Below are 23,754 nucleotides of genomic sequence, written 5' to 3' on the forward strand. Positions count from 1 at the left end.
CGAAGTGCGAGAAGGAGGAGCCCGTGGCCGGGACGTCCAAGGGTGAACACCGAATAGGGCTGCTGAACGGCATCGCCGCCTACGGCATGTGGGGGCTCGTCCCCCTCTTCTGGCCCCTGCTGAAACCGGCCGGCGCCATGGAGATCCTGGCCCACCGGATGGTGTGGTCCCTCGTCTTCGTCGCCGTCGCGCTGCTGGTCGTCCGGCGCTGGGCCTGGGCGGGCGAGCTGCTGCGGCAGCCGCGCCGTCTCGGGCTGATCGCGGTGGCCGCCGCCGTCATCACCGTGAACTGGGGCGTCTACATCTGGGCTGTGAACTCCGGTCACGTGGTCGAGGCGTCACTCGGGTACTTCATCAATCCGCTGATGACCATCGCGCTGGGCGTGCTGCTGCTGAAGGAGCGGCTGCGGCCGACGCAGTGGGCGGCGGTCGGCGTCGGCTTCGCCGCGGTGGTCGTGCTGACCGTGGGATACGGGCAGCCGCCGTGGATCTCCCTCTGCCTCGCCGTCTCCTTCGCCACGTACGGGCTGGTGAAGAAGAAGGTCGGCCTCGGCGGGGTCGAGTCCCTGGCCGCGGAGACCGCGATCCAGTTCCTCCCCGCGCTCGCGTACCTGATCTGGCTGAGCACCCACGGCGACCTCACCTTCGCCACGGAAGGCCCCGGCCACGCCGCCCTCCTCGCCTCCACCGGCATCGTGACGGCCCTCCCCCTGGTCTGCTTCGGCGCCGCCGCGATCCGCGTCCCCCTCTCCACCCTCGGCCTCCTCCAGTACCTGGCCCCCGTCTTCCAGTTCCTCCTCGGCATCCTCTACTTCCACGAGGCGATGCCGCCCGAGCGCTGGGCGGGCTTCGCCCTGGTGTGGCTGGCCCTGATCCTCCTGACAGCGGACGCGATGCGCTCCGCGCACCGGGCACGCGTGGTGGCGACGTCCCGCCCGACGGACCCGGCCGCGGCGGCGGTGGACGCGGTCGATGTCTGACCGACTGGGGACCCGCGGTGACTTCGACGCGGTGGTCATCAGGACCGACCACGGCGACGACCGGGCCTGGCGGGGCGTGATGGCGGCACTGCGGCAGCACGGGGCGCACCTCCACTTCGTCGTCGATCCGGCCTGGGCGGGGGCGGCCATCGACGCATCGGCAACCTGGGCTTCGAGGAGTACGCGGCCTGGGCGCGCGGTACGCCCGGCGGGGTCTACCGGTCGCCCTGAGGGCACCGGACCCGGTCGCGGGAAGGTGTGGCGAGCGGGCGCTTCGGTGGGTGGTCGGCGCTGGTCGGCGCTATAAGGGCTGCATGGCTACTTCTTCATCGCGGCCCGAGCCGCTGCACTGGAAGGTCGTGGTCGACGCGGTCGACCCGCATGCGCAGGCCGACTTCTGGGGGGCCGCGCTGCACTACGAGCCCGAGGACAACAGTGCGCTGATCGAACGGCTGCTGTCGTCCGGGGCGCTGTCCGGGGAGGCCACGGTCGAGTACCACGGGCGGCCGGCCTTCCGGGATCTCGTGGCCGTACGTCATCCCGACGACCCGCACGACCCGGGGACGGGGACGGGGCTGGGGCGGCGGCTGCTCTTCCAGCGCGTGCCGGAGGCGAAGGGCGGCAAGAACCGTCTGCACCTCGACGTCCACGCCGGCCCGGAGCGGAGGCCGCAGGAGGTGGCGCGGCTCACCGCGCTGGGGGCGACCGTACTGCGTGAGGTGAGTGAGCCCGGCGGGTCGTGGACCGTTCTGGCGGACCCTGAGGGGAACGAGTTCTGCGTCCAGTAGTAGACATAGGCATGACCATGACCAAGTTGCTGAGACCCGTCCTCACCGTCGCGCTGCTGGCCTCGGCCACCGCCTGCGCCGGGGCGTCCGTGGCGGACCGCCCGGCGGACACCCCGACCGCCTCGAAGCCCGCCGCCTCGAAGTCCGTCGGTGCGAACCCCCAGCCGGTCACCGCCTCCATGCCGGACGTCACCGGCGGCAACGCCGGCCGCGCGGTCGAGCAGATGGGCCCCGACACCGAGGTCACCCTCAAGGACGTGAGCGGGAAGGGGCGTTCGGTGGACGACCCGGCCGAGTGGAAGATCTGCCACACCCGGCCGGGGCCGAACCAGCAGATCACCGACTATCCCGTGATCCTCGGCGTGGTGCGCGCCGCGGAGAGCTGCGAGGGCACGGCCCTACGGTGAGGTGACCTCACGCGTCGGCCGCGGCCGCGCGCTCCGTCAGGCGGGTCATCCGGGTACGGGCCGACTCCAGCGGGCGGGGGTCGGCGGCGGCCGGACCCGGCCCGGCCGCGAGCGAGGTCCACACGTCGATCAGGTCGCGGCCCATCCGGAGCCCCTGCTCCGGGTCCCGCACCGCGCGCCATGCCGTCGCCGCACTGCGTACGTTGCCGTACGCCGTCGCCGGGTCGCCCGCCTCCGCGCGCTTGCGGGCCAGGTCCAGGGAGAGGGCGAAGGCGCGGGCCGGGTCGCCGGTCAGGTACGCGATGTACGCGGACAGTTCGCGCAGGTGCAGCACCTCGGGATGACGCGGCCCCAGCGCGCCGGACGCGTCGGCCACCGCACGGCTCGCCAGCTCGGCCGCCCGCTCCACCCGGCCCTCGCTCACGGCCTCCCCGATCCGCTGCCACGCACCGGCCCACGCCTGGGCCCCCTCCGCGCTCTCGGCCACGGGCGTCTCCGCGAGCATCTCCTCCGCGATGGCGTCGAAACGGCTCGGGGGAACGGGCTCGGGGTCGGGTTCGGGGACCGGCTTGGGGCCGAGGACGAGTTCGGGGCCCGGCTCGGTCCGGGAGCCGGACGCGGGCTGAGGCCGAGAGTGGCCGGCGGGTGCGGAAAGGGGGTCAGGTATCCGTTCGGCCGAAGGCGCGGGCGCCGTCGGCCGCACCGGTGCCCCCTTCGCCGAAGGCGCCGGCCCGGCCGGGCCCGCCCCCATCACCGGCGGCGGCCCGAAAACGCCCCGAGGCGGCTGCACGGTCCCCGGCGCCGCGGGCAACCGCGTCGGCGTCCCCGTCATCCGGGTCGTGCCGTCGGGGGCGATCTCCAGCGGGACCAGGCAGCCCGCCGCGTCGTCGTGGATGGTGGCCCGTATCGGGGTGCCATGGACCGTGGCCAGGTGGTGGAGGTGGTTGAGGACGGCGTCGTGGATGTCCTCGCCCGGAGCCCGCGGGACCGGGGTGCCCGACACGGATGCCGTGCCGGTGGCCGAGACGCGGACCTGGACCGACCGGTCCCCGCGCCGCTTCTCGAAACTCAGTCGAGACATCCGCTTCCCTCACTCCCCCGGCGCCGCGCTCCGGTCGTACGCCTCCTGACAACCAGTCTCGCCGCCCGCCTCATCCCGCGCGTCACCGCGACGTCACAGCCTCGCACCAGCCGTCCTTGCCGAGGGATACTTGCATGTGCATAAGATGCGTACAGATCTATCGTGGCTTCACCCGCACGCGCCCCCGAGGTCCCCATGAGCCGTCGTTTCCTCTTCGTCCTGGGCAGCGCCCGCACCCAGGGCAACACCGAGTTCCTCGCCCGTGCCGCAGCCGAGCAGTTGCCCGAGGGGGTGGAGCAGGAGTGGGTCCGGCTGGCCGGGCTCCCGCTGCCCGAGGCCGAGGACCTGCGGCACGACAGCGACCACGTACGCCCCGCCGCCGACACCCCGGCCGGGATGCTGCTGGACGCCACCCTCGCCGCCACGGACGTGGTGATCGCCTCGCCGCTGTACTGGTACTCGGTGTCCAGCCTCACCAAGCGGTACCTGGACCACTGGTCGGGCTGGCTGCGCATCCCCGGCGCCGGTTTCAAGGACGCCATGGCGGGCCGGACCCTGTGGGGCGTGACGGCGCTCGCGGACCGGGACCCCTCGGTCGCCGAGCCGCTCGTCGGCACCCTCAACAACTCCGCCGCCTACCTGAAGATGCGCTTCGGCGGCGTCCTGCTCGGCAACGGCAGCGGACCCGGCGACGTACGCGGCGACACCGAGGCGCTGGCCCGCGCGAAGACCTTCTTCGCGCGGGAGGCGCCCCTCGCCCGCTTCCCGGGCCGCTGAACCCTGCTCACGCCGTGATGTCCTTCGTCGTGAACCGCGCCCACGCGGCCGTGCCGAACACCGCCGCGTAGACCGCCTGGAGCCCGAGGTTCCTGCGCAGGTCGTCCCAGAGGACCGGGTCGCGCAGGAGGTCGGCGAAGGACAGCCAGTAGTGCGAGAACAGGTAGGGCTGGACGGCGTGGAGCTGCGGGATCTGGTCGAGGATCTGGACCGTGATCAGCAGTCCCACGGTGGTCGCCATCGCCGCGATACCGCTGTTGGTCAGCGTCGACACGAACAGCCCGAGCGCCGCCACGCCGATCAGCGAGGCCGCGACGGCCAGGGCGATGAGCAGCGCCCGGAGCAGGCCCTCGCCGAAGCCGATCCGGGTGCCGGAGATCGTGGTGACCTCACCGAGCGGGAACAGCAGCGCGCCGGCGGCCAGCGCGGAGACGGCGACGACCAGGGTGGCCAGCAGGCAGAAGGCCAGGACGGTCGCGTACTTGGTCAGCAGCAGCCGGGTACGGCCCGCCGGGGCGACCAGCAGATAGCGCAGCGTGCCCGCGCCGGCCTCACCCGCGACGGCGTCCCCCGCGATCACCCCGACCGCCATCGGCAGGAAGAACGGCAGGGTCGCCGCGAGCGCGGTGAAGACCAGGAACAGGCCGTTGTTGGTGACCTGCGCGATGAACGCCGGACCACCGCCCCCGCCCCCGTCCGACGGGCCGCCGTCCCCCGTCTCGACCCGCACCGCGATCCCGATCAGCACCGGCACCGCCGCCAGCACCGCGAGCAGCACGAGGGTGCGCCAGCGGCGCAGGGTGGTGACCAGCTCGCTGCGCAGCAGCCCGAGGGTCCACAGCGGCCGCAGCGCGGTGGGACGCGCCGCCTCGGTGGCCGGCGCCCCGGTCGTCTCAGCCCGCGACATCGAAGCCCTCCCCCGTCAGTGCCACGAAGGCGTCCTCCAGCGAGGCACGCTCCAGCGTGAATCCCCGTACCCGCACGCCCGCCGCGACCAGGGCCGCGTTCACCTCGGCGAGGTCGCGCGCGGGCGGTTCCCCGGTGACCGTCTCACCGGTCACGCTGAGGTCGGTGGCGCCCTGCTCCTCGAGCACGCGGGCCGCCTCCGCCGGGTCCGGGGTGGTCACGGCGAGCCGGCCGCGCGCCCCGGCGGACAGGTCGTCCACCGCGCCCTGGATCACGAGCCGGCCGCGGGTCATCACGGCCGCGTGGGTGCAGACCTGCTCGATCTCGTCGAGGAGGTGGGAGGAGAGGAAGACGGTGGTGCCGTCGGCGGCCAGTTCACGGATCAGGCCCCGGATCTCCCGCATCCCCTGCGGGTCGAGACCGTTGGTGGGCTCGTCCAGCACGAGCAGGCGGCGCGGCCGGAGCAGGGCGGCGGCGAGGCCGAGGCGCTGCTTCATGCCGAGGGAGTACGCCTTGGCCTTCTTGCCCCCGGCCGCGGCGAGCCCCACCCGCTCCAGCGCGGCGGCGACGCGGGCGCGCCGGGTGCGGGGGTCGGCGGCCGGGTCGGCGGCGTCGTAGCGCAGCAGGTTGTCCCGGCCGGAGAGGAAGCCGTAGAGCGCGGGGCCCTCGATGAGGGCGCCGACCTCGGGCAGCACGGCGCGGGTGGCGCCGGGCATCGGGCGGCCCAGGACGTGGGCGGTGCCCGAGGTCGGGTCGATCAGGCCCATCAGCATGCGGATGGTGGTGGTCTTGCCGGAGCCGTTGGGGCCGAGGAAGCCGAAGACGCTGCCCGCCGGGACGGTCAGGTCGAGACCGTCCACGGCGAGCTGTCCGCCCCGGTACCGCTTGGTGAGTCCGCGGGTGGCGATGACCGGCGCCGCCTCGTCCTGGCCGGGAGGGGAGCCGGGCTCGCCCGTGACCCGTCCGGCGGCGGACGGTCGCTCCATCGGCTCCCCCTCGCTTCGTCGGGCCCCGGGGCCTGGCGCCCCGGAGGGTCACTCGGCGGCGTCGGCCGCCTTCACCAGGGCTTCCTTGGTCACCGCGCCCGCGTAGACCGTGCCGTCGTCGGTGATCAGGGCGTTGACCAGGCGGGTGGAGAAGACCGTGCCCTTGCCGAAGTCGCCGGAGACCTGGTCGCCGAGCGAGCCGAGGAAGCCGTCGACCGCGCCTTCCTGGGAGCTGGTGGGCCCGCCCTCGGCACCGGTGTCGAACTTGGCGATGGTGGTCCAGCCCTCGCCGATGGTGTCGGCGCCCTTCAGACCGCCCGGCGCGAACTCCTCGCCGAGCCCCGGCACGTGCTCCCGCTCGCCTTCCTCGCCCGGCTTCTGCTCGGTCACCTTCGCGCCCTTGGGCGGGCGGAAGTCGAAGGTGGAGGCGGGCGGCGCGGCGAAGGAGACCTTGGTGAAGCCCGCGTCGAGGACGGCGGCGCCGCCGCTCTTCGGGGTGAGGGTGAACTTCAGCGGCAGTCCGGTCCTGGCGTCGACGCCGATGGTGACGGCGCGGACGGTGGAGCCGGCCTGCTTGGGCTTGATGACCAGCTTGTAGGCGTCACGGCCGGCGATCCGGGTGGTGCCGTCGACGGTGACCGAGGTGGTGTCGTCGACCGACTTCAGGGCCTCCTCGGCGAAGTCGTCGGGCGTGGCGGACGGCTGGTGCCCGCGCTTGTCGCCCTTCTCGCCGGAGTGCTGCGCGGTGGTGTGGAAGACCTCGTTGCTCGCGCTGTCGTACCCCCACACGTCCTTGCCGTCGTGGATGAGGCTGTACTCGGCGTCCCGCTCCAGCAGCGAGACCTTCTGCCGCTCGGGGCCGTCGGCGGCCACGCGCAGGGTGTGGGTGCCGGAGGCCAGCTCGGTGAGCTTGGTCCGCGGGTCGGCGGAGGAGCCGTCGCCCCGGCCCTCGGAGCCCATGCCGTTCTGCAGGGCACCGAGGTCGGGCAGGCCCAGGTCGGTGCTGACCTTGACGGTGCCGGACATCTGCTGGACGTCGGACTTGGCGATCTTCTCGATGAGCTGCTGGGCGCTGATCTCCGGCAGGTCCGGGTCGCCGGAGGCGGCGAGCGCCGGGACCAGCCCGATGGTGGCCGCCGCGACACCCACCACCGCGACGGGCACGACGTACCGGGCGGCCTTGCGGCGTCCGGAACGCGGGTCCTCGTCGGGTCCGGTGCCGGTCGCGTGGTCGGATTCGTACGGTGCCATGTGTGCCTTACCTCCGTCGTCGGCGGCGGCTGCGCTCGCTGTGGTCCACCTGAGCCGCCATTCTCACCCGAATCGGTGAGGAGTGGTGGTTTCCCTGGTTCCCATCACACCAACTCCGCAGTCCTCAAGCGTCAGCCCACGGAGCCAACTCGGCGTACACCTGCGGTATGACGTACGGACCGGACACCCGCGCCGACCCGTAGGGGTCGGGCAGGGCGCCCTAGCCGGCCCGGTGGACCACCGCGTCGCACAGCTCGATCAGGGCCGTCTTGGCGGTGCAGTCCTTCAGCGGGGCGAGGGCGGCGCGGGCCTCCTCCGCGTACCGCACCGCGTCGCGGCGGGCCTGCTCCAGCGCGGGGTGCGCGCGCAGCGCGGCGAGCGCCTCGGCGAGCCGGGCGTCGTCGGTGAGGTCGGAGTCCAGCAGCTCGCACAGCGCGAGGTCGCCGGGCTCGCCGAGCCGGGCGGCGCGCTCGCGCAGCCGCAGCACGGGCAGCGTGGGGACGCCCTCGCGCAGGTCGGTGCCGGGCGTCTTGCCGGACTCGGCGGAGTCGGAGGCGATGTCCAGCACGTCGTCGGCGAGCTGGAAGGCGACGCCGAGCCGCTCGCCGTACTGGGTGAGCACGTCGACGACGCTCTCGTCGGCGCCGGACATCATGGCGCCGAAGCGACAGGACACGGCGACCAGGGAGCCGGTCTTGCCGGAGAGGACGTCGAGGTAGTGCTCGACCGGGTCGCGGCCGTCCTGGGGACCCGCGGTCTCCAGTATCTGGCCGGTGACGAGGCGCTCGAAGGCGAGGGCCTGCACGCGGACGGCCTCGGGGCCGAGATCGGCGAGTATCTGCGTGGCACGGGCGAAGAGGAAGTCACCGGTGAGCACGGCGACGGAGTTGCCCCAGCGGGTGTTGGCGCTGTCCACGCCGCGCCGCACGGCCGCCTCGTCCATGACGTCGTCGTGGTAGAGCGTGGCCAGGTGGGTCAGCTCGACGACGACGGCCGAGGGCACGATGCGCGGGGCGTGCCGGTCGCCGAACTGGGCGGACAGCAGCACGAGCAGCGGACGGAACCGCTTGCCGCCGGCCCGCACCAGGTGCTGGGCGGACCCGGTGATGAAGGGGACCTCGCTCTTGGTGGCCTCTAGCAGGCCCGCCTCGACAGCCGTCAGTCCGGCCTGGACATCGGCTTCCAGTGCCTGGTCCCGCACGCTCAGCCCGAACGGCCCGACGACGGTCACGAGGTTCTCCTGTCTGCTGGTGTCTGCTGGCGACTTCACGGCTTGTCGATAGGTCGCTGCCATCAGTCAAGTCAGCGTATCCGGTCCTCTTTGGATCACCGATCGCACCCACCGGTCCAGCTCATGAGGTATCGGTTTTCGTCCGGCATGTGCCGGATGGGTGGACAAGAACCGATATGGGGGGAGTCGGTCGGACGGTCCGGCACTCGGGGAGTCACACCGAGCCAACGAACGGGAGCGTCCCAGAGGTTCCGCCCCAGGGGGACCGACACTCCCTAATACCCACAGACGGCTCAAATCCACATAATCCCCCATGTCTGATTTTGCGTATTTTGCGATTCCGTGAGTTGGCTCACGCGGACCGTCACCTCGCGCCTACCCGCGCAAACCCCCCTCTCACCCCCTTCTTACCGTGCCCGGTAAGGAAGTTGAGGATTGGCGACCGCAAAGGATCAAGTAGGCCAATTGGGACAGAGCAAGGTCAACTAGGTCTTTGGGTGAATCAAGTACTTGTTCCGGACATGTGCGGTCGCATACGTTCCCGCCCTGTCAGGCGAACGCCGAATCCTGCCGCGCCTGGCACACCCATTCACGAACTCATTCGTACGGCAGGAGCGGGGGACCCAGGTAAGCCGCCGGACCGGCCGACACATGTCGCGCCGGAACGGCTCGGGGTGAAGCCATTTCGTCCCCGGTGTCCGACGGGCACCGGGGACGACGCGGCCGGGCACCTCCCCGCCCGAACCCGACAGCTCACCTCGCAGGCGACGGAGAGGAACTTCGACATGTCTGCTGTTGCTCAGCCGCGCCGTGCCCGCACCAAGCGCATCGTCCGCACGCTCGCCGTCGCCGGTACCGGTGCCGCGATGTTCGCGCTCCCCCTCATCGGCGCCACCAGCGCCTCCGCCGCCCCGGCCGCCAAGACCGCCACCACCACGGTGTACCCGAACAACCTCGACGGCTGGATCCGCCAGTCCCTGGCGATCATGGCCGAGAAGGGCATCCCGGGCACCTACAACGGCATCCACCGCAACATCATGCGGGAGTCCTCGGGCAACCCGCTGGCCATCAACAACTGGGACATCAACGCCATCAACGGCACCCCGTCCAAGGGCCTGCTCCAGGTGATCGACCCCACGTTCAACACGTACCACGTGGCCGGCACCTCGCTCGACCCGTACAACCCGGTCGCCAACATCACCGCGGCCTGCAACTACGCCGCCCACCGCTACGGCTCGATCGACAACGTCAACGGCCCGTACTAGGCGGCCCGGCCCACCCGGCCAGATCCGCACCGCGCCCCCGTCACACGCCTCACGCGTGCGGCGGGGGCCGTCGCCGTCACAGGGCGAACAGGCGCTCCAGCACGACGGCCACCCCGTCGTCCTCGTTGGAGAGGGTGACCTCGTCGGCCACCGCCTTCAGCTCGGGATGGGCGTCGGCCATGGCGACGCCGTGGGCCGCCCACCGGAACATCGGGATGTCGTTCGGCATGTCGCCGAAGGCGACCGTGTCCGCGCGGCCCAGGCCCAGGTGCTCGGCGGCCAGCGCCAGACCGGTCGCCTTGGTGATCCCGCACGGCTGGAGCTCGACCGTGCCGGGACCCGACATGGTGACCGTGGCCAGCGAGCCGACGACCGAGCGGGCGGTGGCCGCCAGTTCGTCGTCGGACAGACCGTCGTGGCGCAGCAGCACCTTGCTGATCGGCGCACGCCAGAGCTGCTCGCGCCGCTCCACCCGTACGGCGGGCAGCGTCGGGTGCGGCATCCGGTAGCCGGACTCGATCAGCGTGAGCCCGTCCACCCCGTCCTGGTCGACGGCCGCGTGCACCTGGCCCACCTCGGCCTCGATCTTGCCGAGGGCGGTCTCGGCCAGCTCCCGGTCCAGCCGGACGGACCACAGCAGGGTTGAGGTACCGGCGTCGTAGACCTGCGCGCCCTGGGCGCACACCGCGAGCCCCGTGCCGCCGAGCGCGGCCAGCAGGGGGCGTACGCGGGGCGCCGGGCGGCCCGTCACCACGAGGTGCCGGGCACCGGCGCGTGCCGCCCCCGCGAGCGCGGCGAGCGACCGGGGAGAGACCGTGTCGTCGCCGCGCAGCAGCGTCCCGTCCAGGTCGGTGGCGATGAGTGAGCGACGGGCGGGACAAGAAGGAGGGGAGGGTGCGGCCATGATCAGAGAATACGGACCATGGGTCCCCCCGACTCACCACGTGAGCACGGGAGTTGACGCGTCGCTCAGCTCCGGGCGCCGTGTGCCGCCGCCAGGTGCCCCGCGAGCCGCGGGGAGGCGAATTCCGTGCCGCACACGAAGCGCATCACCGGGCCGTACGACGCGGCCGCGGGCAGGCCGGTGAAGTAGAGGCCGGGCAGCGAGGAGACGTAGCCGGGCCCGAGGCGCGGCGCGCCCCTGGTGACCGCGAGGCCGGTGCGCAGACCGGGGCCGAGGAAGTCCAGCGCGGCCAGGTCGACCCGGTAGCCGGTGGCCGCGATGACGTGGTCGGCGGTGAGCCGGTCGGTGCGGCCGCCGTGGGTGCGCACGGTGAGCACCGGGGCGCCGTCCACCGCCTCGGCGGCCACGACCCGCGCCACCTCCCGCACCTGCACCCGCCCCTCGAAGCGTTCGCGCAGCCACCAGGCGCCGAGCGGGCCGAGGACCCGGCGGACCAGATGGTGCCGGGCGGCCTCGGGCAGGAAGCGGTAGGGCTGCGCGTGGTAGCTGAGCGCCCACAGCGACCAGGCGCGGCCGAACGGCGACTCGGGCCGGAACCTGGGCTGCTTCCAGGGCGGCGCTCCGAAGGCGACCCGGCCCCGGCCGCGCGAGACGACCCGCACCTTCGCGCCCGCCTCGGCGGCGAGGGCGGCCGTCTCCAGGGCGGACTGCCCGGCGCCGACGACGATCAGCTCCTTGCCCGCGAACCGGCCGAGGTCGTGGTGCTGGGAGCTGTGCGAGACCAGCGCGGGCCCGCCGAGGGCGGCGCCGGCCAGCTCGGCGGGCAGGTGGGCGAAGCCGGACAGCCCGGTGGCGACCACGACGGCGCGGGCGGCGAACTGCTCCCCCGAGTCGAGCTTCAGCTCGAAGCCGCCGGGCCGCCCGCGCTCGACCGACACCACCCGGACCTGCTCCAGCTCCGGCACGAGCCGCTGCCGGAACCACTCCCCGTAGGCGATGAAGGTCTCCGCCGGGATGATGTCCTCGTCGGTGACCAGGCGCCGCACGCCCGCCGCGTCGCAGTAGTCGGCGAGGGTGTGGCCGGGCTGGGGGCAGTCGAGGCTGGAAGCGGCCGGGGTCGATTTCAGGAGCATCCCCTCCGGCATGTGGTCGCGCCAGCTGACCATGGGGTCGCCGAAGACGCGTACCGGGAGCCCGCGCGCCCGCAGATGGGCGGCGGTGGACAGGCCGTACGGCCCGGCCCCGATGACTGCAACCGGTCGGATCACGAAGTCCCTCCCAGGACGCGGTGCGCCACGTGTGTGGCCTTGCCTACTTCGCGGAGTGCGCTGTGCCACCGCCCCGGCGGCTGGTCCGCCAGAGCTGGTGGAGGTGCTTCGCGCCGGGGCGGACGAAGCGGGCGAGCATCGTGAGGAACGGCATCGGGTCGTCGCCCGCGAGCCAGGCCAGCTCCGTCCCGCTGGCCCGCGCCGGGGCGTGCGGCGTGGTGTAACCGCTGCGGCGGTAGGCGAGCAGGGCGGGCAGGTCGATGTTCTCCACGACGAACCGCCGCCCGGCCTGCTGCCCGCCCTCGGGGACGGTCCGGCCGGTGAGGTTCAGATGCAGGGCCCGTACGACGTCCACGCCCGACTCGCTCTCGAAGAGCCGGAACTGGGCGCCCATACGGGGGTTGAAGTCCAGCAGCTTGTACTGGCCGTCGCGGCGGTCGAAACGCAGGTCGAGGTCGGCGACCCCGGCGAAGCCGAGCTGTTTGACGAACCGCGTGGCGAGATCGGCGAGTTCGGGGTTGTCGACGACATAGGCGTTGGCCGTCATCCCCGCGTGCGGGGGCCAGGAGCGGACCTTGACGCCGGTGAAGACGGCGAGCGGGCCCGCGTCCGCGTCGAAGCAACCGTGCACGATCCAGTCCTCGGCCTCCTCCCTCGGCAGGTACTCCTGGAGGATCACTCCGGGGTCGTCGCCCCAGTCGCGGGCGAGCGCGAGCAGGCCGCCGCGGGTGGCGATCCGGGTGGTGCCGCCCACGGCGGGGCGTCTGCGCCGGACGAACGCCTCGCGGTTCTTGGCCACCACAGGGAAGAGCGCCTTGTCCGCGAAGGCCACGATCTCGTCGTACGAGCGCGGGAAGACGGTCGTGGGGGTCGCGATGCCGTGCTCCTGGCACAGCTCGTACAGGCCCTGCTTGCTGGCGAGCCGCCTGGGCAGGGCGGGATCGACGCGTGGGAAGAGGAAGGCGCCGGACAGCTCGTCCTGGTGCTCGGCGATCAGGACGGCCGCCTCCTCGTCGGTCGGGATCAGGACGGCCGGGCGTCCGATGCGGCGGCCGATCCGGTTCAGCCCCTCGACCAGGTGTCCCGGCTCCTCGGCGCCGGTCGTCGGCCACACGAACGCCCGCTTCAGATACCGGGAGGCGGCGGCCGGGGTGTACGGGTCCTCGGTGACGGCGTACATCGGCACGCCCAGCCGGCCGAGGCTGCGGATCGCGCCGACCCCGCCGTGGTGCAGCGGGTATCCACCGAACTTGACTATCAGGCCAGGCACTTCACGATCCGGCTCGAAAGGCGCGCTGAAGCGGCCTCCGGCCACGGGTCCCCCCACGTGTCCCCCTTTTGGACCGGACCCACCCCGTCCGTGTCCCCCGAAGGACGCTAAGCCGGAACACATCCCTCCGACAAGTGCTATTCGGGCATTGCGAACTCTTTAGACATGGCCCGCAGCGGCCCCCGAACCCTGCCCAAGACACACCCTCCCGCCGTAACGTGTGGCCCGACGCTATGGATCATCAACCCAGGCAGACGCGGATGAGAGTGAGGCAGCACCCCATGCCCCCCGTGCCCCCGTTCGACGTTCCCGAGGGCGACCCCTTCGGTCCGCACAACCTCCCCTATGGCGTGTTCTCGCCCTCCGACAGCGCGGAACGCCGGGTCGGCGTCCGCCTCGGCGACCATGTCCTGGACGCGGGAGCCGCCGCCACCGCGCTGGGCTCCCCGCACGCCGGGCTGCTCACCGGGCCGACGCTGAACCCGCTGCTGGCCGCCGGGCCCGCCGTCTGGTCCGAGGTGCGCGAGGCACTGACCGAGTGGGTCACACGTCCCGCCCACCGGACGGCCGTGGAGCCGCACTTCCACCCGTTGACGCAGGTCACGCTGCACCTGCCGTTCGAGGTGGCCGACTACGTCGACTTCTACGCATCCGAGCACCACGCCCGCAACGTCGGCCGGATCTTCCGCCCCGACTCGCCGGACCCGCTCACCCCCAACTGGAAGCACCTGCCCATCGGTTACCACGGCCGCGCGGGCACGGTCGTGGTCTCCGGCACCGATGTCGTGCGCCCCTCCGGCCAGCGCAAGGCGCCCGCCGACCCGGCGCCGGTCTTCGGGCCCTCGATCCGGCTGGACATCGAGGCGGAGGTCGGCTTCGTGGTCGGCGTGCCCTCCGCACAGGGCACCCAGGTCCCGCTGACCGGGTTCCGGGACCACGTCTTCGGGCTCTGCCTGCTCAACGACTGGTCGGCGCGGGACATCCAGGCATGGGAGTACGTCCCCCTCGGCCCCTTCCTCGGCAAGTCCTTCGCCACCTCGGTCTCGGCGTGGATCACCCCGCTGGCCGCGCTGGAGGACGCGCGCGTGGCACCGCCCGAGCGCACCCACCCGCTGCTGCCCTACCTCGACGACTCCGCCCCCGGTGTCGGGCCCGGCGGCTACGACCTGCGGATCTCCGTGGCGATCAACGGCCAGGTGGTGTCCGAGCCGCCCTTCTCCACCATGTACTGGACCGCCGCCCAGCAGCTCGCCCACCTCACGGTGAACGGGGCCTCGCTGCGCACCGGCGACCTGTACGCCTCCGGCACGGTCAGCGGACCCGCCGAGGGGCAGCGCGGCTCGCTGCTGGAGCTGACCTGGAACGGCCGCGACCCCCTCGACCTCCCCGACGGCAAGCGGGCGTTCCTGGAGGACGGCGACGTGGTCACCTTCACCGCCTGGGCGCCGGGCAGGGACGGGAGCAGGGTCGGGCTGGGCGAGGTCGAGGGGCGGATCGTCAGCGGGTGAGAGCGGGCCTGACTTACGCCTGACTTCGGGGGGCCGGGGCCGTCATACTGACGGCATACGAAACCGGGCGGCACGCACCTTCCGCCCCATCGGGCCGTACCCCCTTTCCGACCAGGCACGTCCGACCAGGAACCGGAGCCCCGGCATGACCGTCTGCCTGCTCCTGCTGACCGTCCTCGCGCTGACGGCCGCCGTACCGGCACCTCGTGCGCTGACCCGCGCCGACTGGCCGGAGCGGGAGCCGGTGGTGGCGCTGTGGGTCTGGCAGTGCCTGGTCGCCACGGTGCTGCTGTGCTGTCTGACCGCGCTGGTCCTGGGCGCGGCGGCCGTCTTCCACACCGTCCGCGACCATGTCTTCGCCCCGGCGCCGCCCGCCGTCACCGCGGCATACGACCTCTCCGCCGCGCCCGCCTGGGCCACCGCACTCACCCTGCTGCTGGCCTCGGGCGCCGCCTGGACCACGGCGATGCTGGGGCGTGAGTGGACCGAGGCCCGGCGGCGGCGCGGGGTGGCCCGCGCGCATCTGCGGGAGCGGGCGCCGGACCTGCCCGCCGGGCTGCCCCCGGCGCGGGGGCCGCTGCTGGTGCTGGAGGACGAGTACCCGGACGCCTGGTGGATGCCCGGCCATCCGGCCCGGCTGGTCGTGACCACGGGGGCGCTGCACCGGCTCACCGGGCACCAGTTGGACGCGGTACTCACCCATGAGCGGGGCCATGCCCGCGCCCGTCACGACTGGCTGCTGCATCTGTCGAGCGCGCTCGCCACGGGCTTTCCGCGCGTGCCGCTCTTCGCGCACTTCTGCGACCAGACGCACCGGCTGGTGGAGCTGGCCGCCGACGACACCGCCTCCCGGCGCTGCGGCCATGTCACCACCGCGCTGGCCCTGATCGAGCTGAACCAGCACCGGGGCGTGCTGTCCTGCGCCTCCAGCCACCGGCTGCTGGGCGAGCGCGTGGACCGGCTGCTGGAGCCCCCGCCCCGGCTGCCGCGCGGACACCGGGCGCTGACCACCGCCGTGGCCGCGCTGGTGCCCTTGCTGCCGCTGCTGATCACCTTCGCGCCGGGGCTGACAGCACTGGCGTAGTGGTCAGGACCAGTCCGGCTCCGGCTCCTCCTCGCCCTCGGGCCAGTAGAGGTCGGAGGACTCCCCCGAGCCGGAGGTGGAGGCGGGCGCGGATGCGGGCGCGGGTGCGGAGGCAGGTGCTTCCGGTGCGCCGGCCGGGACGGACTGGGCCTGGAGCACCGCGAGGACGCCCTCGCCGTAGGTGGCGAGCTTCTTCTCGCCCACGCCGTTCAGCGTGCCCAGCTCGCGCACCGAGGCGGGGCGCAGGGTGGCGATCTCGCGGAGCGTGGCGTCGTGGAAGATGACGTACGCCGGGACGCCCTGCTCCTTCGCCTGCTCGGCGCGCCAGGCGCGCAGCGCCTCGAAGACGGGGACCAGCTCGGCGGGCAGATCCGCCGCCGCGGTCCTGCCCTTGCGCTCGCCCCGGCCGGAGGAGCGGGCGGTGGTCGGGCGCTTGGGTTCCTTGCGCAGCGGCACCTCGCGCTCGCGGCGCAGCACCTCGCCGCTGGTCTCGGTGAGCACCAGCGTGCCGTACTCCCCCTCGACGGCCAGCAGTCCCTGGGCGAGCAACTGCCGCACCACGCCACGCCATTCGCCCTCGGCGAGGTCCTCGCCGATGCCGAAGACGGAGAGCTGGTCGTGGTCGAACTGGATCACCTTGGCGGTGCGCTTGCCGAGCAGGATGTCCACGATCTGCACGGTGCCGAACTTCTGGCCGCGCTCGCGCTGGAGCCGGACCACGGTGGAGAGCACCTTCTGCGCGGCCACCGTGCCGTCCCAGGTCTCCGGGGCGGTGAGGCAGGTGTCGCAGTTGCCGCAGCCCGCCTCGGTGGGGTCCTGGCCGAAGTAGGCGAGGAGCTGGCCCCGGCGGCACCGGACGGTCTCGCACAGGGCGAGCATCGCGTCCAGGTGGGAGGCGGCGCGGCGGCGGAACGCCTCGTCGCCCTCGCCGGACTGGATCAGCTTGCGCTGCTGCACGACGTCGTTCAGGCCGTACGCCATCCAGGCCGTGGAGGGCAGTCCGTCGCGGCCCGCGCGGCCGGTCTCCTGGTAGTAGCCCTCGATGGACTTCGGCAGGTCGAGGTGGGCGACGAAGCGGACGTCGGGCTTGTCGATGCCCATGCCGAAGGCGATGGTGGCGACGACGACCAGGCCGTCCTCGCGCAGGAACCGGGACTGGTGCCGGGCGCGCGTGGCCGCGTCCAGGCCCGCGTGGTACGGGACGGCCGCGATGCCGTTTGCGGTGAGGAACTCGGCGGTGCGGTCGACGGAGTTGCGGGAGAGGCAGTAGACGATGCCGGCGTCGCCCGCGTGCTCCTCGCGGAGGAAGGCGAGGAGCTGCTTCTTGGGGTCGGCCTTGGGGACGATCCGGTACTGGATGTTGGGGCGGTCGAAGCTGGCGACGAAGTGACGGGCCTCGGGGAGCTTCAGCCGCTGGGTGATCTCCTCGTGGGTGGCGCGGGTGGCCGTGGCGGTCAGGGCGATCCGGGGCACGTCCGGCCAGCGCTCGCCGAGCAGCGACAGGTTCAGGTAGTCCGGGCGGAAGTCGTGGCCCCACTGGGAGACGCAGTGCGCCTCGTCGATGGCGAAGACGGAGATCTTGCCGCGGGAGAGGAGGTCGAGCGTGGCGTCCACGCGCAGCCGCTCCGGGGCCAGGTAGAGGAGATCCAGCTCACCGGAGAGGAACTCGGCCTCCACCGTGCGGCGCTCGTCGAAGTCCTGCGTGGAGTTGATGAACCCCGCCCGCACACCCAGCGCGCGCAGCGCGTCCACCTGGTCCTGCATGAGCGCGATCAGCGGCGAGACGACCACGCCCGTACCCGGCCTGACCAGCGCCGGAATCTGATAACACAGCGACTTGCCGCCACCGGTCGGCATGAGCACCAGGGCGTCACCGCCCGCCACCACGTGCTCGATGATCGCTTCCTGCTCGCCCCGGAACGCGTCATACCCGAACACCCGGTGCAGCGCGGCCAGCGCCCCGCTCTCTCCCACTCCCGATTCCTCGGTCACCACTGCCATCCCGCCGATCCCACCTGTCCCGCTCATCGCCCAGCCCGTGCGCCGTCCCTCGACCACCCCACCCACCATAGGCGCCCCCGCCGACAGCCCCGGGAGTTATCCACAGGCTCACCGGAGATCAATGCCGTAGGCATATGCCTTTTGGTTTTGTCCGGATCACGGCCATAGTTCACACGTTCGCGGGAGACCTGCCCGTTTCCCGTCGATAGTCTGGATGCTCCGGCGAGACTCCGTCCCATGGGAGCACTGATGAGCGTCGCACCGAAGGCGTCCGCACCCGCCTGGCCGACCCCGCCGGAGGGCGGGTGGACCGCCGACGACCTGGACCAGCTTCCGAATCTTCCTCCGCACACGGAGCTGATCGACGGGAGCCTGGTCTTCGTGAGTCCGCAAACCTTCTTCCACAGTCGTGTGGTGAGCTTTCTGGAGTGGCAGCTCCAGTCAGTAGCACCAGTGGAACTGGAGGTCGTCCGAGAATTCACCATTGATATCGACCACCAGAACCGGCCGGAGCCAGATGTAGTCGTGGCTCGCGCCGATGTCGTGGCTCCCGAACAGACCAGGTTTCCCGCAGAGGCCGTGGTCCTTGCCGTCGAGGTCGTCTCCCCGGACTCCACTTCCCGCGACCGCGAGACCAAGCCGATGAAGTACGCCCGCGCCAAGATCCCGCACTTCTGGCGCGTCGAGAACGAGCGGGGGCGTGCCGTGATCCACGCCTTCGAGCTGGAGCCGACCACCGGTACGTACACCAGCGTGGGCATCTTCCGGGATCGGATGAAGGTCGAGGCGCCGTTCCCCGTCGACCTGGACCTCACCAGGATCAAGACCCGCCGGGACACAGCCGAGTAGCCACCGCTCGCACACGCACGACGGCCCGGCCCCCGAAACTGCGGGTTGCCGGGCCGTCGTGTCGGGTCAGCGGACGAAGACCCCCGCATGCCCCGCCAGGTCCAGGAAGTACTGGGGTGCCACACCCAGGACGACCGTGACCGCGACGCCCACCGCGATGGCGGTCATCGTCAGCGGTGAGGGGACCGCGACCGTGGGCCCGTCCGGCTTCGGGTCGCTGAAGAACATCAGGACGATCACGCGGATGTAGAAGAAGGCGGCGATGGCCGAGGAGATCACGCCGACCACGACCAGCGGGGCCGCGCCACCCTCCGCCGCCGCCTTGAACACCGCGAACTTGCCCGCGAAGCCGCTGGTCAGCGGGATGCCGGCGAAGGCCAGCAGGAAGACGGCGAAGACCGCGGCGACCAGGGGTGAGCGGCGGCCGAGACCGGCCCACTGGGAGAGGTGGGTCGCCTCGCCGCCCGCGTCGCGGACCAGGGTGACCACCGCGAAGGCGCCGATCGTCACGAAGGAGTACCCGGCGAGGTAGAAGAGGACCGCCGAGACGCCGTCCTCCGTCGTGGCGATCACACCGGCGAGGATGAAGCCGGCGTGTGCGATGGACGAGTACGCCAACAGCCGCTTGATGTCGGTCTGGGTGATGGCGACGATCGCGCCGGCCAGCATGGTGACGATGGCCACGCCCCACATCACCGGCCGCCAGTCCCAGCGCAGCCCCGGCAGCACCACGTACAGCAGCCGCAGCAGCGCGCCGAACGCGGCCACCTTGGTCGCGGCCGCCATGAAGCCGGTCACCGGGGTCGGGGCGCCCTGGTACACGTCCGGGGTCCACATGTGGAACGGCACCGCGCCCACCTTGAACAGCAGGCCCATCACCAGCAGCGCCATGCCGATCAGCAGCAGCGCGTCATTGCCCATGGTGTCCGCCAGCGCCGGGTCGACCCCGCTCACCGTGCCGTCGACGACGGCCGCGATGCGCGCGTAGGACACCGAGCCCGCGTAGCCGTACAGCAGGGCGATGCCGAACAGGGTGAACGCCGAGGCGAACGCGCCGAGCAGGAAGTACTTGACCGCGGCCTCCTGCGACATCAGCCGCTTGCGGCGGGCCAGCGCGCACAGCAGGTACAGCGGGAGGGAGAGCACCTCCAGGGCCACGAACAGCGTCAGCAGGTCGTTCGCCGAGGGGAAGACCAGCATGCCCGCGACCGCGAAGAGCAGCAGCGGGAACACCTCGGTGGTGGTGAACCCGGCCTTCACCGCGGCCTGTTCGCCCTCACCGCCCGGCACGGACGCGGCCTGCGCGGCGAAGGAGTCGACCCGGTTGCCGTGCGCCGCCGGGTCGAGGCGCCGCTCGGCGAAGGTGAACAGGCCGACCAGCCCGGCGAGCAGGATCGTGCCCTGGAGGAACAGGGCCGGTCCGTCCACCGCGATCGCGCCCATGGCCGCGATGTGCGCCTTGGTGGTGCCGTACCCGCCCGCCGCGAGCGCGACGACCGCGGCGAACGCGGCGCACAGCGCGACGGCGGAGACGAACACCTGGGCGTAGTAACGGGAGCGGCGCGGCACGAACGCCTCGACGAGCACCCCGATCAGGGCGGCGCCGAGCACGATCAGCGTCGGCGACAATTGTCCGTATTCGATCTTCGGCGCGTCGATCTTGGAGATCGGATCGGCCGCCGTTGTCCACAGGCTGTGGACGGCTGCTGCGCTCACTTGGCCGCCTCCACCGCGGGCTTGGGGTCCTTCTGATGTACGTCGGACATGGTCTGCTTGACCGCCGGGTTGACGATGTCGGTGAGGGGCTTGGGATAGACGCCCAGGAAGACCAGCAGCACGATCAGCGGTGCCACGACCAGCACCTCACGCACCCTCAGGTCGGGCATCGCCGAGACCTCCGGCTTCACCGGGCCGGTCATCGTGCGCTGGTACAGCACCAGCGTGTACAGCGCGGCGAGGACGATGCCGAGGGTGGCGATGATCCCGATCACCGGGTAGCGCGCGAACGTGCCGACCAGTACCAGGAACTCACTGACGAACGGCGCCAGTCCGGGCAGCGACAGGGTCGCCAGACCGCCGATAAGGAACGTGCCGGCGAGCACCGGGGCGACCTTCTGCACACCGCCGTAGTCCGCGATGAGCCGGGAGCCGCGCCGGGAGATCAGGAACCCGGCGACCAGCATCAGCGCGGCCGTCGAGATGCCGTGGTTGACCATGTAGAGGGTCGCGCCGGACTGGCCCTGGGTCGTCATGGCGAAGATGCCCATCACGATGAACCCGAAGTGCGAGATCGACGCGTACGCCACCAGCCGCTTGATGTCCCGCTGGCCGACCGCCAGCAGCGCCCCGTAGACGATGCTGACCAGGGCCAGGACGAGGATCACGGGCGTCGCCCACTTCGACGCCTCCGGGAAGAGCTGGAGGCAGAAGCGGAGCATGGCGAAGGTGCCGACCTTGTCGACCACCGCCGTGATGAGCACCGCGACCGGCGCGGTGGACTCCTGCATGGCGTTGGGCAGCCAGGTGTGCAGCGGCCACAGCGGCGCCTTCACGGCGAAGGCGAAGAAGAAGCCGAGGAACAGCCAGCGTTCGGTGCCGGTCGCCATGGTGAGCGAGCCGTCGGCGCGGGCCTGGACGATCTCCTGGAGGCTGAAGCTCCCGGCGACGACGTAGAGCCCGATCACCGCGGCCAGCATGATCAGACCGCCGGCCAGGTTGTAGAGGAGGAACTTCACGGCCGCGTACGACCGTTGCCGCGAAGCCGCCTCCTCGCCCTGGCTGTGGGCCCGGTCCCCGAAGCCGCCGATGAGGAAGTACATCGGGATCAGCATGGCTTCGAAGAAGATGTAGAAGACGAAGACGTCGGTCGCCTCGAAGGAGATGATCACCATCGCCTCGACGGCCAGGATCAGCGCGAAGAAGCCCTGGGTCGGGCGCCACCGCTTGCTGCCGGTCTCCAGCGGATCGGCGTCGTGCCAGCCCGCCAGCACGATGAACGGCATCAGCAGCGCGGTCAGCCCGATCAGGGCCACTGCGATGCCGTCGACGCCCAGTTCGTAACGGACCCCGAAGTCCCTGATCCAGGAGTGGGACTCGGTGAGCTGGTAGCGGGCGCCGTCCGGGTCGAAGCGGACCAGGACGACGATCGCCAGCGCGAGCGTGGCCAGGGAGACCAGCAGGGCCAGCCACTTGGCGGCGGTGCGCTGCCGGGCCGGCACGGCGGCCGTGGCCACCGCGCCGAGAGCCGGGAGCAGCGCTGTCGCTGTCAGCAGAGGAAAGGACATCGGTATCAGACCGCCCTCATCAGCAGGGTCGCGGCGACCAGGAGGGCCGCGCCGCCGAACATCGAGACCGCGTAGGAACGGGCGAAGCCGTTCTGGACACGGCGCAGCCGCCCGGACAGGCCGCCGAAACCGGCCGCCGTGCCGTTGACGACACCGTCGACCAGGGTGTGGTCGACGTAGACCAGCGAGCGCGTCAGGTGCTCGCCGCCGCGCACCAGCACGACGTGGTTGAAGTCGTCCTGGTAGAGATCACGCCGGGCGGCGCGGGTGAGCACGGAACCGCGCGGGGCGACGGCGGGGACGGGCTTGCGGCCGTACTGCACCCAGGCCAGGCCGACACCGACCACCAGGCAGACCATGGTGGCGCCGGTGACGGTGAGCGCGCTCAGCGGGGAGTGTCCCTCGCTGTGCCCGGTGACCGGCTCCAGCCAGTGCAGGAAGCGGTCGCCCACGTCGAAGAAGGCACCGCCGGCGACCGAGCCGACGGCCAGCACGATCATCGGGATCGTCATGGTCTTCGGGGACTCGTGCGGGTGCGGTTCGTGGCCCTCGGCGTCCGGCTGCCAGCGCTTCTCGCCGAAGAACGTCATCAGCATCACGCGGGTCATGTAGAACGCGGTGATCGCCGCGCCCAGCAGGGCCACCCCGCCGAGGATCCAGCCCTCGGTGCCGCCCTTGGCGAAGGCGGCCTCGATGATCTTGTCCTTGGAGAAGAAGCCGGACAGACCCGGGAAGCCGATGATGGCCAGGTAGCCGAGGCCGAAGGTGACGAAGGTGATCGGCATGTACTTGCGCAGGGCGCCGTACCTGCGCATGTCGACCTCGTCGTTCATGCCGTGCATCACCGAGCCGGCGCCCAGGAACAGCCCGGCCTTGAAGAAGCCGTGGGTGACCAGGTGCATGATGGCGAAGACGTAGCCGATCGGACCGAGGCCGGCCGCGAGGACCATGTAGCCGATCTGCGACATGGTCGAACCGGCCAGCGCCTTCTTGATGTCGTCCTTGGCGCAACCGACGATCGCACCGAACAGCAGCGTGACCCCGCCGACGACGGTGACCACGAGCTGCGCGTCCGGGGCGCCGTTGAAGATCGCGGCGGAGCGGACGATGAGGTAGACGCCCGCCGTCACCATGGTGGCCGCGTGGATCAGGGCCGAGACCGGGGTCGGGCCCTCCATCGCGTCACCGAGCCAGGACTGCAGCGGCACCTGGGCCGACTTGCCGCACGCGGCGAGCAGCAGCATCAGGCCGATCGCGGTGAGCCGGCCCTCGGAGGCGTCGCCCGCCCGCTCCAGCACCGGGCCGAAGGCGAAGGTGCCGAAGGTGGTGAACATCAGCATGATGGCGATGGACAGGCCCACGTCGCCGACCCGGTTGACCAGGAACGCCTTCTTCGCGGCGGTCGCGGCACTCGGCTTGTGCTGCCAGAAGCCGATGAGCAGGTACGAGGCGAGGCCCACGCCCTCCCAGCCGACGTACAGCAGCAGGTAGTTGTCGGCGAGGACCAGCAGCAGCATCGCCGCGAGGAACAGGTTGAGGTAGCCGAAGAATCGGCGGCGCCGCTCGTCGTGCTCCATGTACCCGATGGAATAGAGGTGGATCAGCGAGCCGACACCCGTGATCAGCAGCACGAACGTCATCGAGAGCTGGTCGAGCCGCAGCGTGACGTCGGCCTGGAAGTCACCGACCGAGATCCAGTTCCACAGGTGCTGGGTCCAGGTGCGGTGTTCGGGGTCCTCGCCGAGCAGTCCGGCGAAGAGGACCAGGCCGATGGCGAAGGAGGCGGTCGACAGCAGGGTGCCGACCCAGTGGCCGACGGCGTCCAGACGCCGGCCGCCGAGCAGGAGCACGACGGCTCCGAGCAGGGGCGCCGCGATGAGCAGCGCGATCAGGTTCTCCACGATTCTTCCGACC

21 protein-coding genes and 1 riboswitch are annotated in these 23,754 nt (G+C 71.8%); of the genes, 9 read left to right on the top strand and 12 right to left on the bottom strand.

Annotation, left to right across the window (positions count from 1 at the left end):
• Positions 1-23 precede the first annotated feature (23 nt).
• The 4 genes from rarD to HEK131_RS28200 all read left to right on the top strand — a co-directional run bounded on the left by rarD (position 24) and on the right by HEK131_RS28200 (position 2,175).
• Positions 24-980 carry an EamA family transporter RarD gene (gene rarD / locus HEK131_RS28190; protein ID WP_244337618.1) on the top strand — a complete coding sequence of 319 codons (957 nt, stop codon included), beginning with the start codon at positions 24-26 and terminating at the stop codon, positions 978-980.
• A gap of 79 nt (positions 981-1,059) precedes the next feature.
• Complete coding sequence (locus HEK131_RS30375; RefSeq protein ID WP_432215714.1) at positions 1,060-1,287, top strand: hypothetical protein; 228 nt, start codon at positions 1,060-1,062, stop codon at positions 1,285-1,287.
• Positions 1,288-1,294: 7 nt separating this feature from the next.
• Complete coding sequence (locus HEK131_RS28195; RefSeq protein WP_244337620.1) at positions 1,295-1,768, top strand: VOC family protein; 474 nt, start codon at positions 1,295-1,297, stop codon at positions 1,766-1,768.
• Between the two features lie 11 nt (positions 1,769-1,779).
• Entirely contained in the window at positions 1,780-2,175 is a 396-nt protein-coding gene (locus HEK131_RS28200) for a hypothetical protein (RefSeq protein ID WP_244337622.1), read from the top strand.
• Positions 2,176-2,182: 7 nt separating this feature from the next.
• Here HEK131_RS28200 and HEK131_RS28205 read toward each other — a convergent pair whose 3' ends face one another.
• Positions 2,183-3,256 (bottom strand): hypothetical protein, encoded by a 1,074-nt coding sequence (locus tag HEK131_RS28205; protein ID WP_244337624.1) that lies wholly within the window; start codon positions 3,254-3,256, stop codon positions 2,183-2,185.
• Positions 3,257-3,451: 195 nt separating this feature from the next.
• Between HEK131_RS28205 and HEK131_RS28210 the strand changes: the two genes are divergently transcribed.
• Entirely contained in the window at positions 3,452-4,033 is a 582-nt protein-coding gene (locus tag HEK131_RS28210; RefSeq protein ID WP_244452166.1) for a flavodoxin family protein, read from the top strand.
• A gap of 7 nt (positions 4,034-4,040) precedes the next feature.
• On the opposite strand, the gene HEK131_RS28215 is transcribed toward HEK131_RS28210, so the two are convergent.
• The 4 genes from HEK131_RS28215 to HEK131_RS28230 all read right to left on the bottom strand — a co-directional run bounded on the left by HEK131_RS28215 (position 4,041) and on the right by HEK131_RS28230 (position 8,407).
• Positions 4,041-4,940 (bottom strand): ABC transporter permease, encoded by a 900-nt coding sequence (locus tag HEK131_RS28215; RefSeq protein ID WP_244337626.1) that lies wholly within the window; start codon positions 4,938-4,940, stop codon positions 4,041-4,043.
• Complete coding sequence (locus HEK131_RS28220) at positions 4,927-5,925, bottom strand: ABC transporter ATP-binding protein (protein WP_244337628.1); 999 nt, start codon at positions 5,923-5,925, stop codon at positions 4,927-4,929. The genes HEK131_RS28215 and HEK131_RS28220 overlap by 14 nt, the downstream gene beginning before the upstream one ends.
• A 48-nt stretch (positions 5,926-5,973) precedes the next feature.
• The gene (locus HEK131_RS28225; protein WP_244337630.1) at positions 5,974-7,176 is read right to left on the bottom strand and encodes a LolA family protein; all 1,203 of its coding nucleotides are present in this window, start codon (positions 7,174-7,176) and stop codon (positions 5,974-5,976) included.
• 220 nt (positions 7,177-7,396) lie between these two features.
• A complete protein-coding gene (locus HEK131_RS28230; RefSeq protein WP_217462985.1) occupies positions 7,397-8,407 on the bottom strand; it encodes a polyprenyl synthetase family protein in 1,011 nt (336 codons plus the stop codon).
• 586 nt (positions 8,408-8,993) lie between these two features.
• A riboswitch (cyclic di-AMP (ydaO/yuaA leader) is annotated at positions 8,994-9,187 on the top strand.
• 5 nt (positions 9,188-9,192) lie between these two features.
• On the opposite strand from HEK131_RS28230, the gene HEK131_RS28235 reads away from it, so the two are divergent.
• Positions 9,193-9,672 (top strand): transglycosylase SLT domain-containing protein, encoded by a 480-nt coding sequence (locus tag HEK131_RS28235; protein WP_217462969.1) that lies wholly within the window; start codon positions 9,193-9,195, stop codon positions 9,670-9,672.
• A gap of 76 nt (positions 9,673-9,748) precedes the next feature.
• Here HEK131_RS28235 and HEK131_RS28240 read toward each other — a convergent pair whose 3' ends face one another.
• From HEK131_RS28240 to HEK131_RS28250, 3 genes are all read right to left on the bottom strand, one after another.
• Complete coding sequence (locus tag HEK131_RS28240; protein ID WP_217462968.1) at positions 9,749-10,576, bottom strand: HAD family hydrolase; 828 nt, start codon at positions 10,574-10,576, stop codon at positions 9,749-9,751.
• Positions 10,577-10,641: 65 nt separating this feature from the next.
• Complete coding sequence (locus HEK131_RS28245) at positions 10,642-11,844, bottom strand: FAD-dependent oxidoreductase (protein WP_217462967.1); 1,203 nt, start codon at positions 11,842-11,844, stop codon at positions 10,642-10,644.
• Positions 11,845-11,887: 43 nt separating this feature from the next.
• Positions 11,888-13,114: an ATP-grasp domain-containing protein gene (locus tag HEK131_RS28250; RefSeq protein WP_432215681.1), complete on the bottom strand. Its 1,227-nt coding sequence runs from the start codon at positions 13,112-13,114 to the stop codon at positions 11,888-11,890.
• A gap of 290 nt (positions 13,115-13,404) precedes the next feature.
• On the opposite strand from HEK131_RS28250, the gene fahA reads away from it, so the two are divergent.
• Together fahA and HEK131_RS28260 are read left to right on the top strand one after the other, a co-directional pair.
• Positions 13,405-14,622 (top strand): fumarylacetoacetase, encoded by a 1,218-nt coding sequence (fahA, locus tag HEK131_RS28255; RefSeq protein WP_244452168.1) that lies wholly within the window; start codon positions 13,405-13,407, stop codon positions 14,620-14,622.
• A gap of 145 nt (positions 14,623-14,767) precedes the next feature.
• Complete coding sequence (locus HEK131_RS28260; protein ID WP_217462966.1) at positions 14,768-15,706, top strand: M56 family metallopeptidase; 939 nt, start codon at positions 14,768-14,770, stop codon at positions 15,704-15,706.
• Positions 15,707-15,709: 3 nt separating this feature from the next.
• Here HEK131_RS28260 and recQ read toward each other — a convergent pair whose 3' ends face one another.
• Positions 15,710-17,734, bottom strand: a complete 2,025-nt coding sequence (recQ, locus tag HEK131_RS28265) for a DNA helicase RecQ (protein ID WP_244337632.1) — start codon at positions 17,732-17,734, stop codon at positions 15,710-15,712.
• A 222-nt stretch (positions 17,735-17,956) separates the two neighbouring features.
• Here recQ and HEK131_RS28270 point away from each other — a divergent pair, with 222 nt between their 5' ends.
• A complete protein-coding gene (locus HEK131_RS28270; RefSeq protein WP_244337634.1) occupies positions 17,957-18,556 on the top strand; it encodes a Uma2 family endonuclease in 600 nt (199 codons plus the stop codon).
• A gap of 66 nt (positions 18,557-18,622) precedes the next feature.
• Here HEK131_RS28270 and nuoN read toward each other — a convergent pair whose 3' ends face one another.
• The 3 genes from nuoN to nuoL are packed head-to-tail and all read right to left on the bottom strand — an operon-like array spanning position 18,623 to position 23,741.
• Complete coding sequence (gene nuoN, locus HEK131_RS28275) at positions 18,623-20,272, bottom strand: NADH-quinone oxidoreductase subunit NuoN (RefSeq protein WP_217462963.1); 1,650 nt, start codon at positions 20,270-20,272, stop codon at positions 18,623-18,625.
• Positions 20,269-21,840, bottom strand: a complete 1,572-nt coding sequence (locus tag HEK131_RS28280) for an NADH-quinone oxidoreductase subunit M (protein ID WP_244337636.1) — start codon at positions 21,838-21,840, stop codon at positions 20,269-20,271. The genes nuoN and HEK131_RS28280 overlap by 4 nt, the downstream gene beginning before the upstream one ends.
• 5 nt (positions 21,841-21,845) lie before the next feature.
• Positions 21,846-23,741: an NADH-quinone oxidoreductase subunit L gene (nuoL, locus tag HEK131_RS28285; RefSeq protein ID WP_244337638.1), complete on the bottom strand. Its 1,896-nt coding sequence runs from the start codon at positions 23,739-23,741 to the stop codon at positions 21,846-21,848.
• Between the last annotated feature and the right edge of the window lie 13 nt (positions 23,742-23,754).

The sequence above is a fragment of the Streptomyces seoulensis genome (assembly GCF_022846655.1).
Classification (GTDB): Bacteria; Actinomycetota; Actinomycetes; order Streptomycetales; family Streptomycetaceae; genus Streptomyces.

Bases quoted from the DNA above. Each gene is read 5' to 3' on its own strand.
- HEK131_RS30375 (WP_432215714.1), top strand. From the start codon at position 1,060: ATGGCGGCACTGCGGCAGCACGGGGCGCACCTCCACTTCGTCGTCGAT.
- HEK131_RS28195 (WP_244337620.1), top strand. From the start codon at position 1,295: ATGGCTACTTCTTCATCGCGGCCCGAGCCGCTGCACTGGAAGGTCGTG.
- HEK131_RS28200 (WP_244337622.1), top strand. From the start codon at position 1,780: ATGACCATGACCAAGTTGCTGAGACCCGTCCTCACCGTCGCGCTGCTG.
- HEK131_RS28205 (WP_244337624.1), bottom strand. From the start codon at position 3,256: ATGTCTCGACTGAGTTTCGAGAAGCGGCGCGGGGACCGGTCGGTCCAG.
- HEK131_RS28210 (WP_244452166.1), top strand. From the start codon at position 3,452: ATGAGCCGTCGTTTCCTCTTCGTCCTGGGCAGCGCCCGCACCCAGGGC.
- HEK131_RS28215 (WP_244337626.1), bottom strand. From the start codon at position 4,940: ATGTCGCGGGCTGAGACGACCGGGGCGCCGGCCACCGAGGCGGCGCGT.
- HEK131_RS28220 (WP_244337628.1), bottom strand. From the start codon at position 5,925: ATGGAGCGACCGTCCGCCGCCGGACGGGTCACGGGCGAGCCCGGCTCC.
- HEK131_RS28225 (WP_244337630.1), bottom strand. From the start codon at position 7,176: ATGGCACCGTACGAATCCGACCACGCGACCGGCACCGGACCCGACGAG.
- HEK131_RS28235 (WP_217462969.1), top strand. From the start codon at position 9,193: ATGTCTGCTGTTGCTCAGCCGCGCCGTGCCCGCACCAAGCGCATCGTC.
- HEK131_RS28240 (WP_217462968.1), bottom strand. From the start codon at position 10,576: ATGGCCGCACCCTCCCCTCCTTCTTGTCCCGCCCGTCGCTCACTCATC.
- HEK131_RS28260 (WP_217462966.1), top strand. From the start codon at position 14,768: ATGACCGTCTGCCTGCTCCTGCTGACCGTCCTCGCGCTGACGGCCGCC.
- recQ (WP_244337632.1), bottom strand. From the start codon at position 17,734: ATGAGCGGGACAGGTGGGATCGGCGGGATGGCAGTGGTGACCGAGGAA.
- HEK131_RS28270 (WP_244337634.1), top strand. From the start codon at position 17,957: ATGAGCGTCGCACCGAAGGCGTCCGCACCCGCCTGGCCGACCCCGCCG.
- HEK131_RS28280 (WP_244337636.1), bottom strand. From the start codon at position 21,840: ATGTCCTTTCCTCTGCTGACAGCGACAGCGCTGCTCCCGGCTCTCGGC.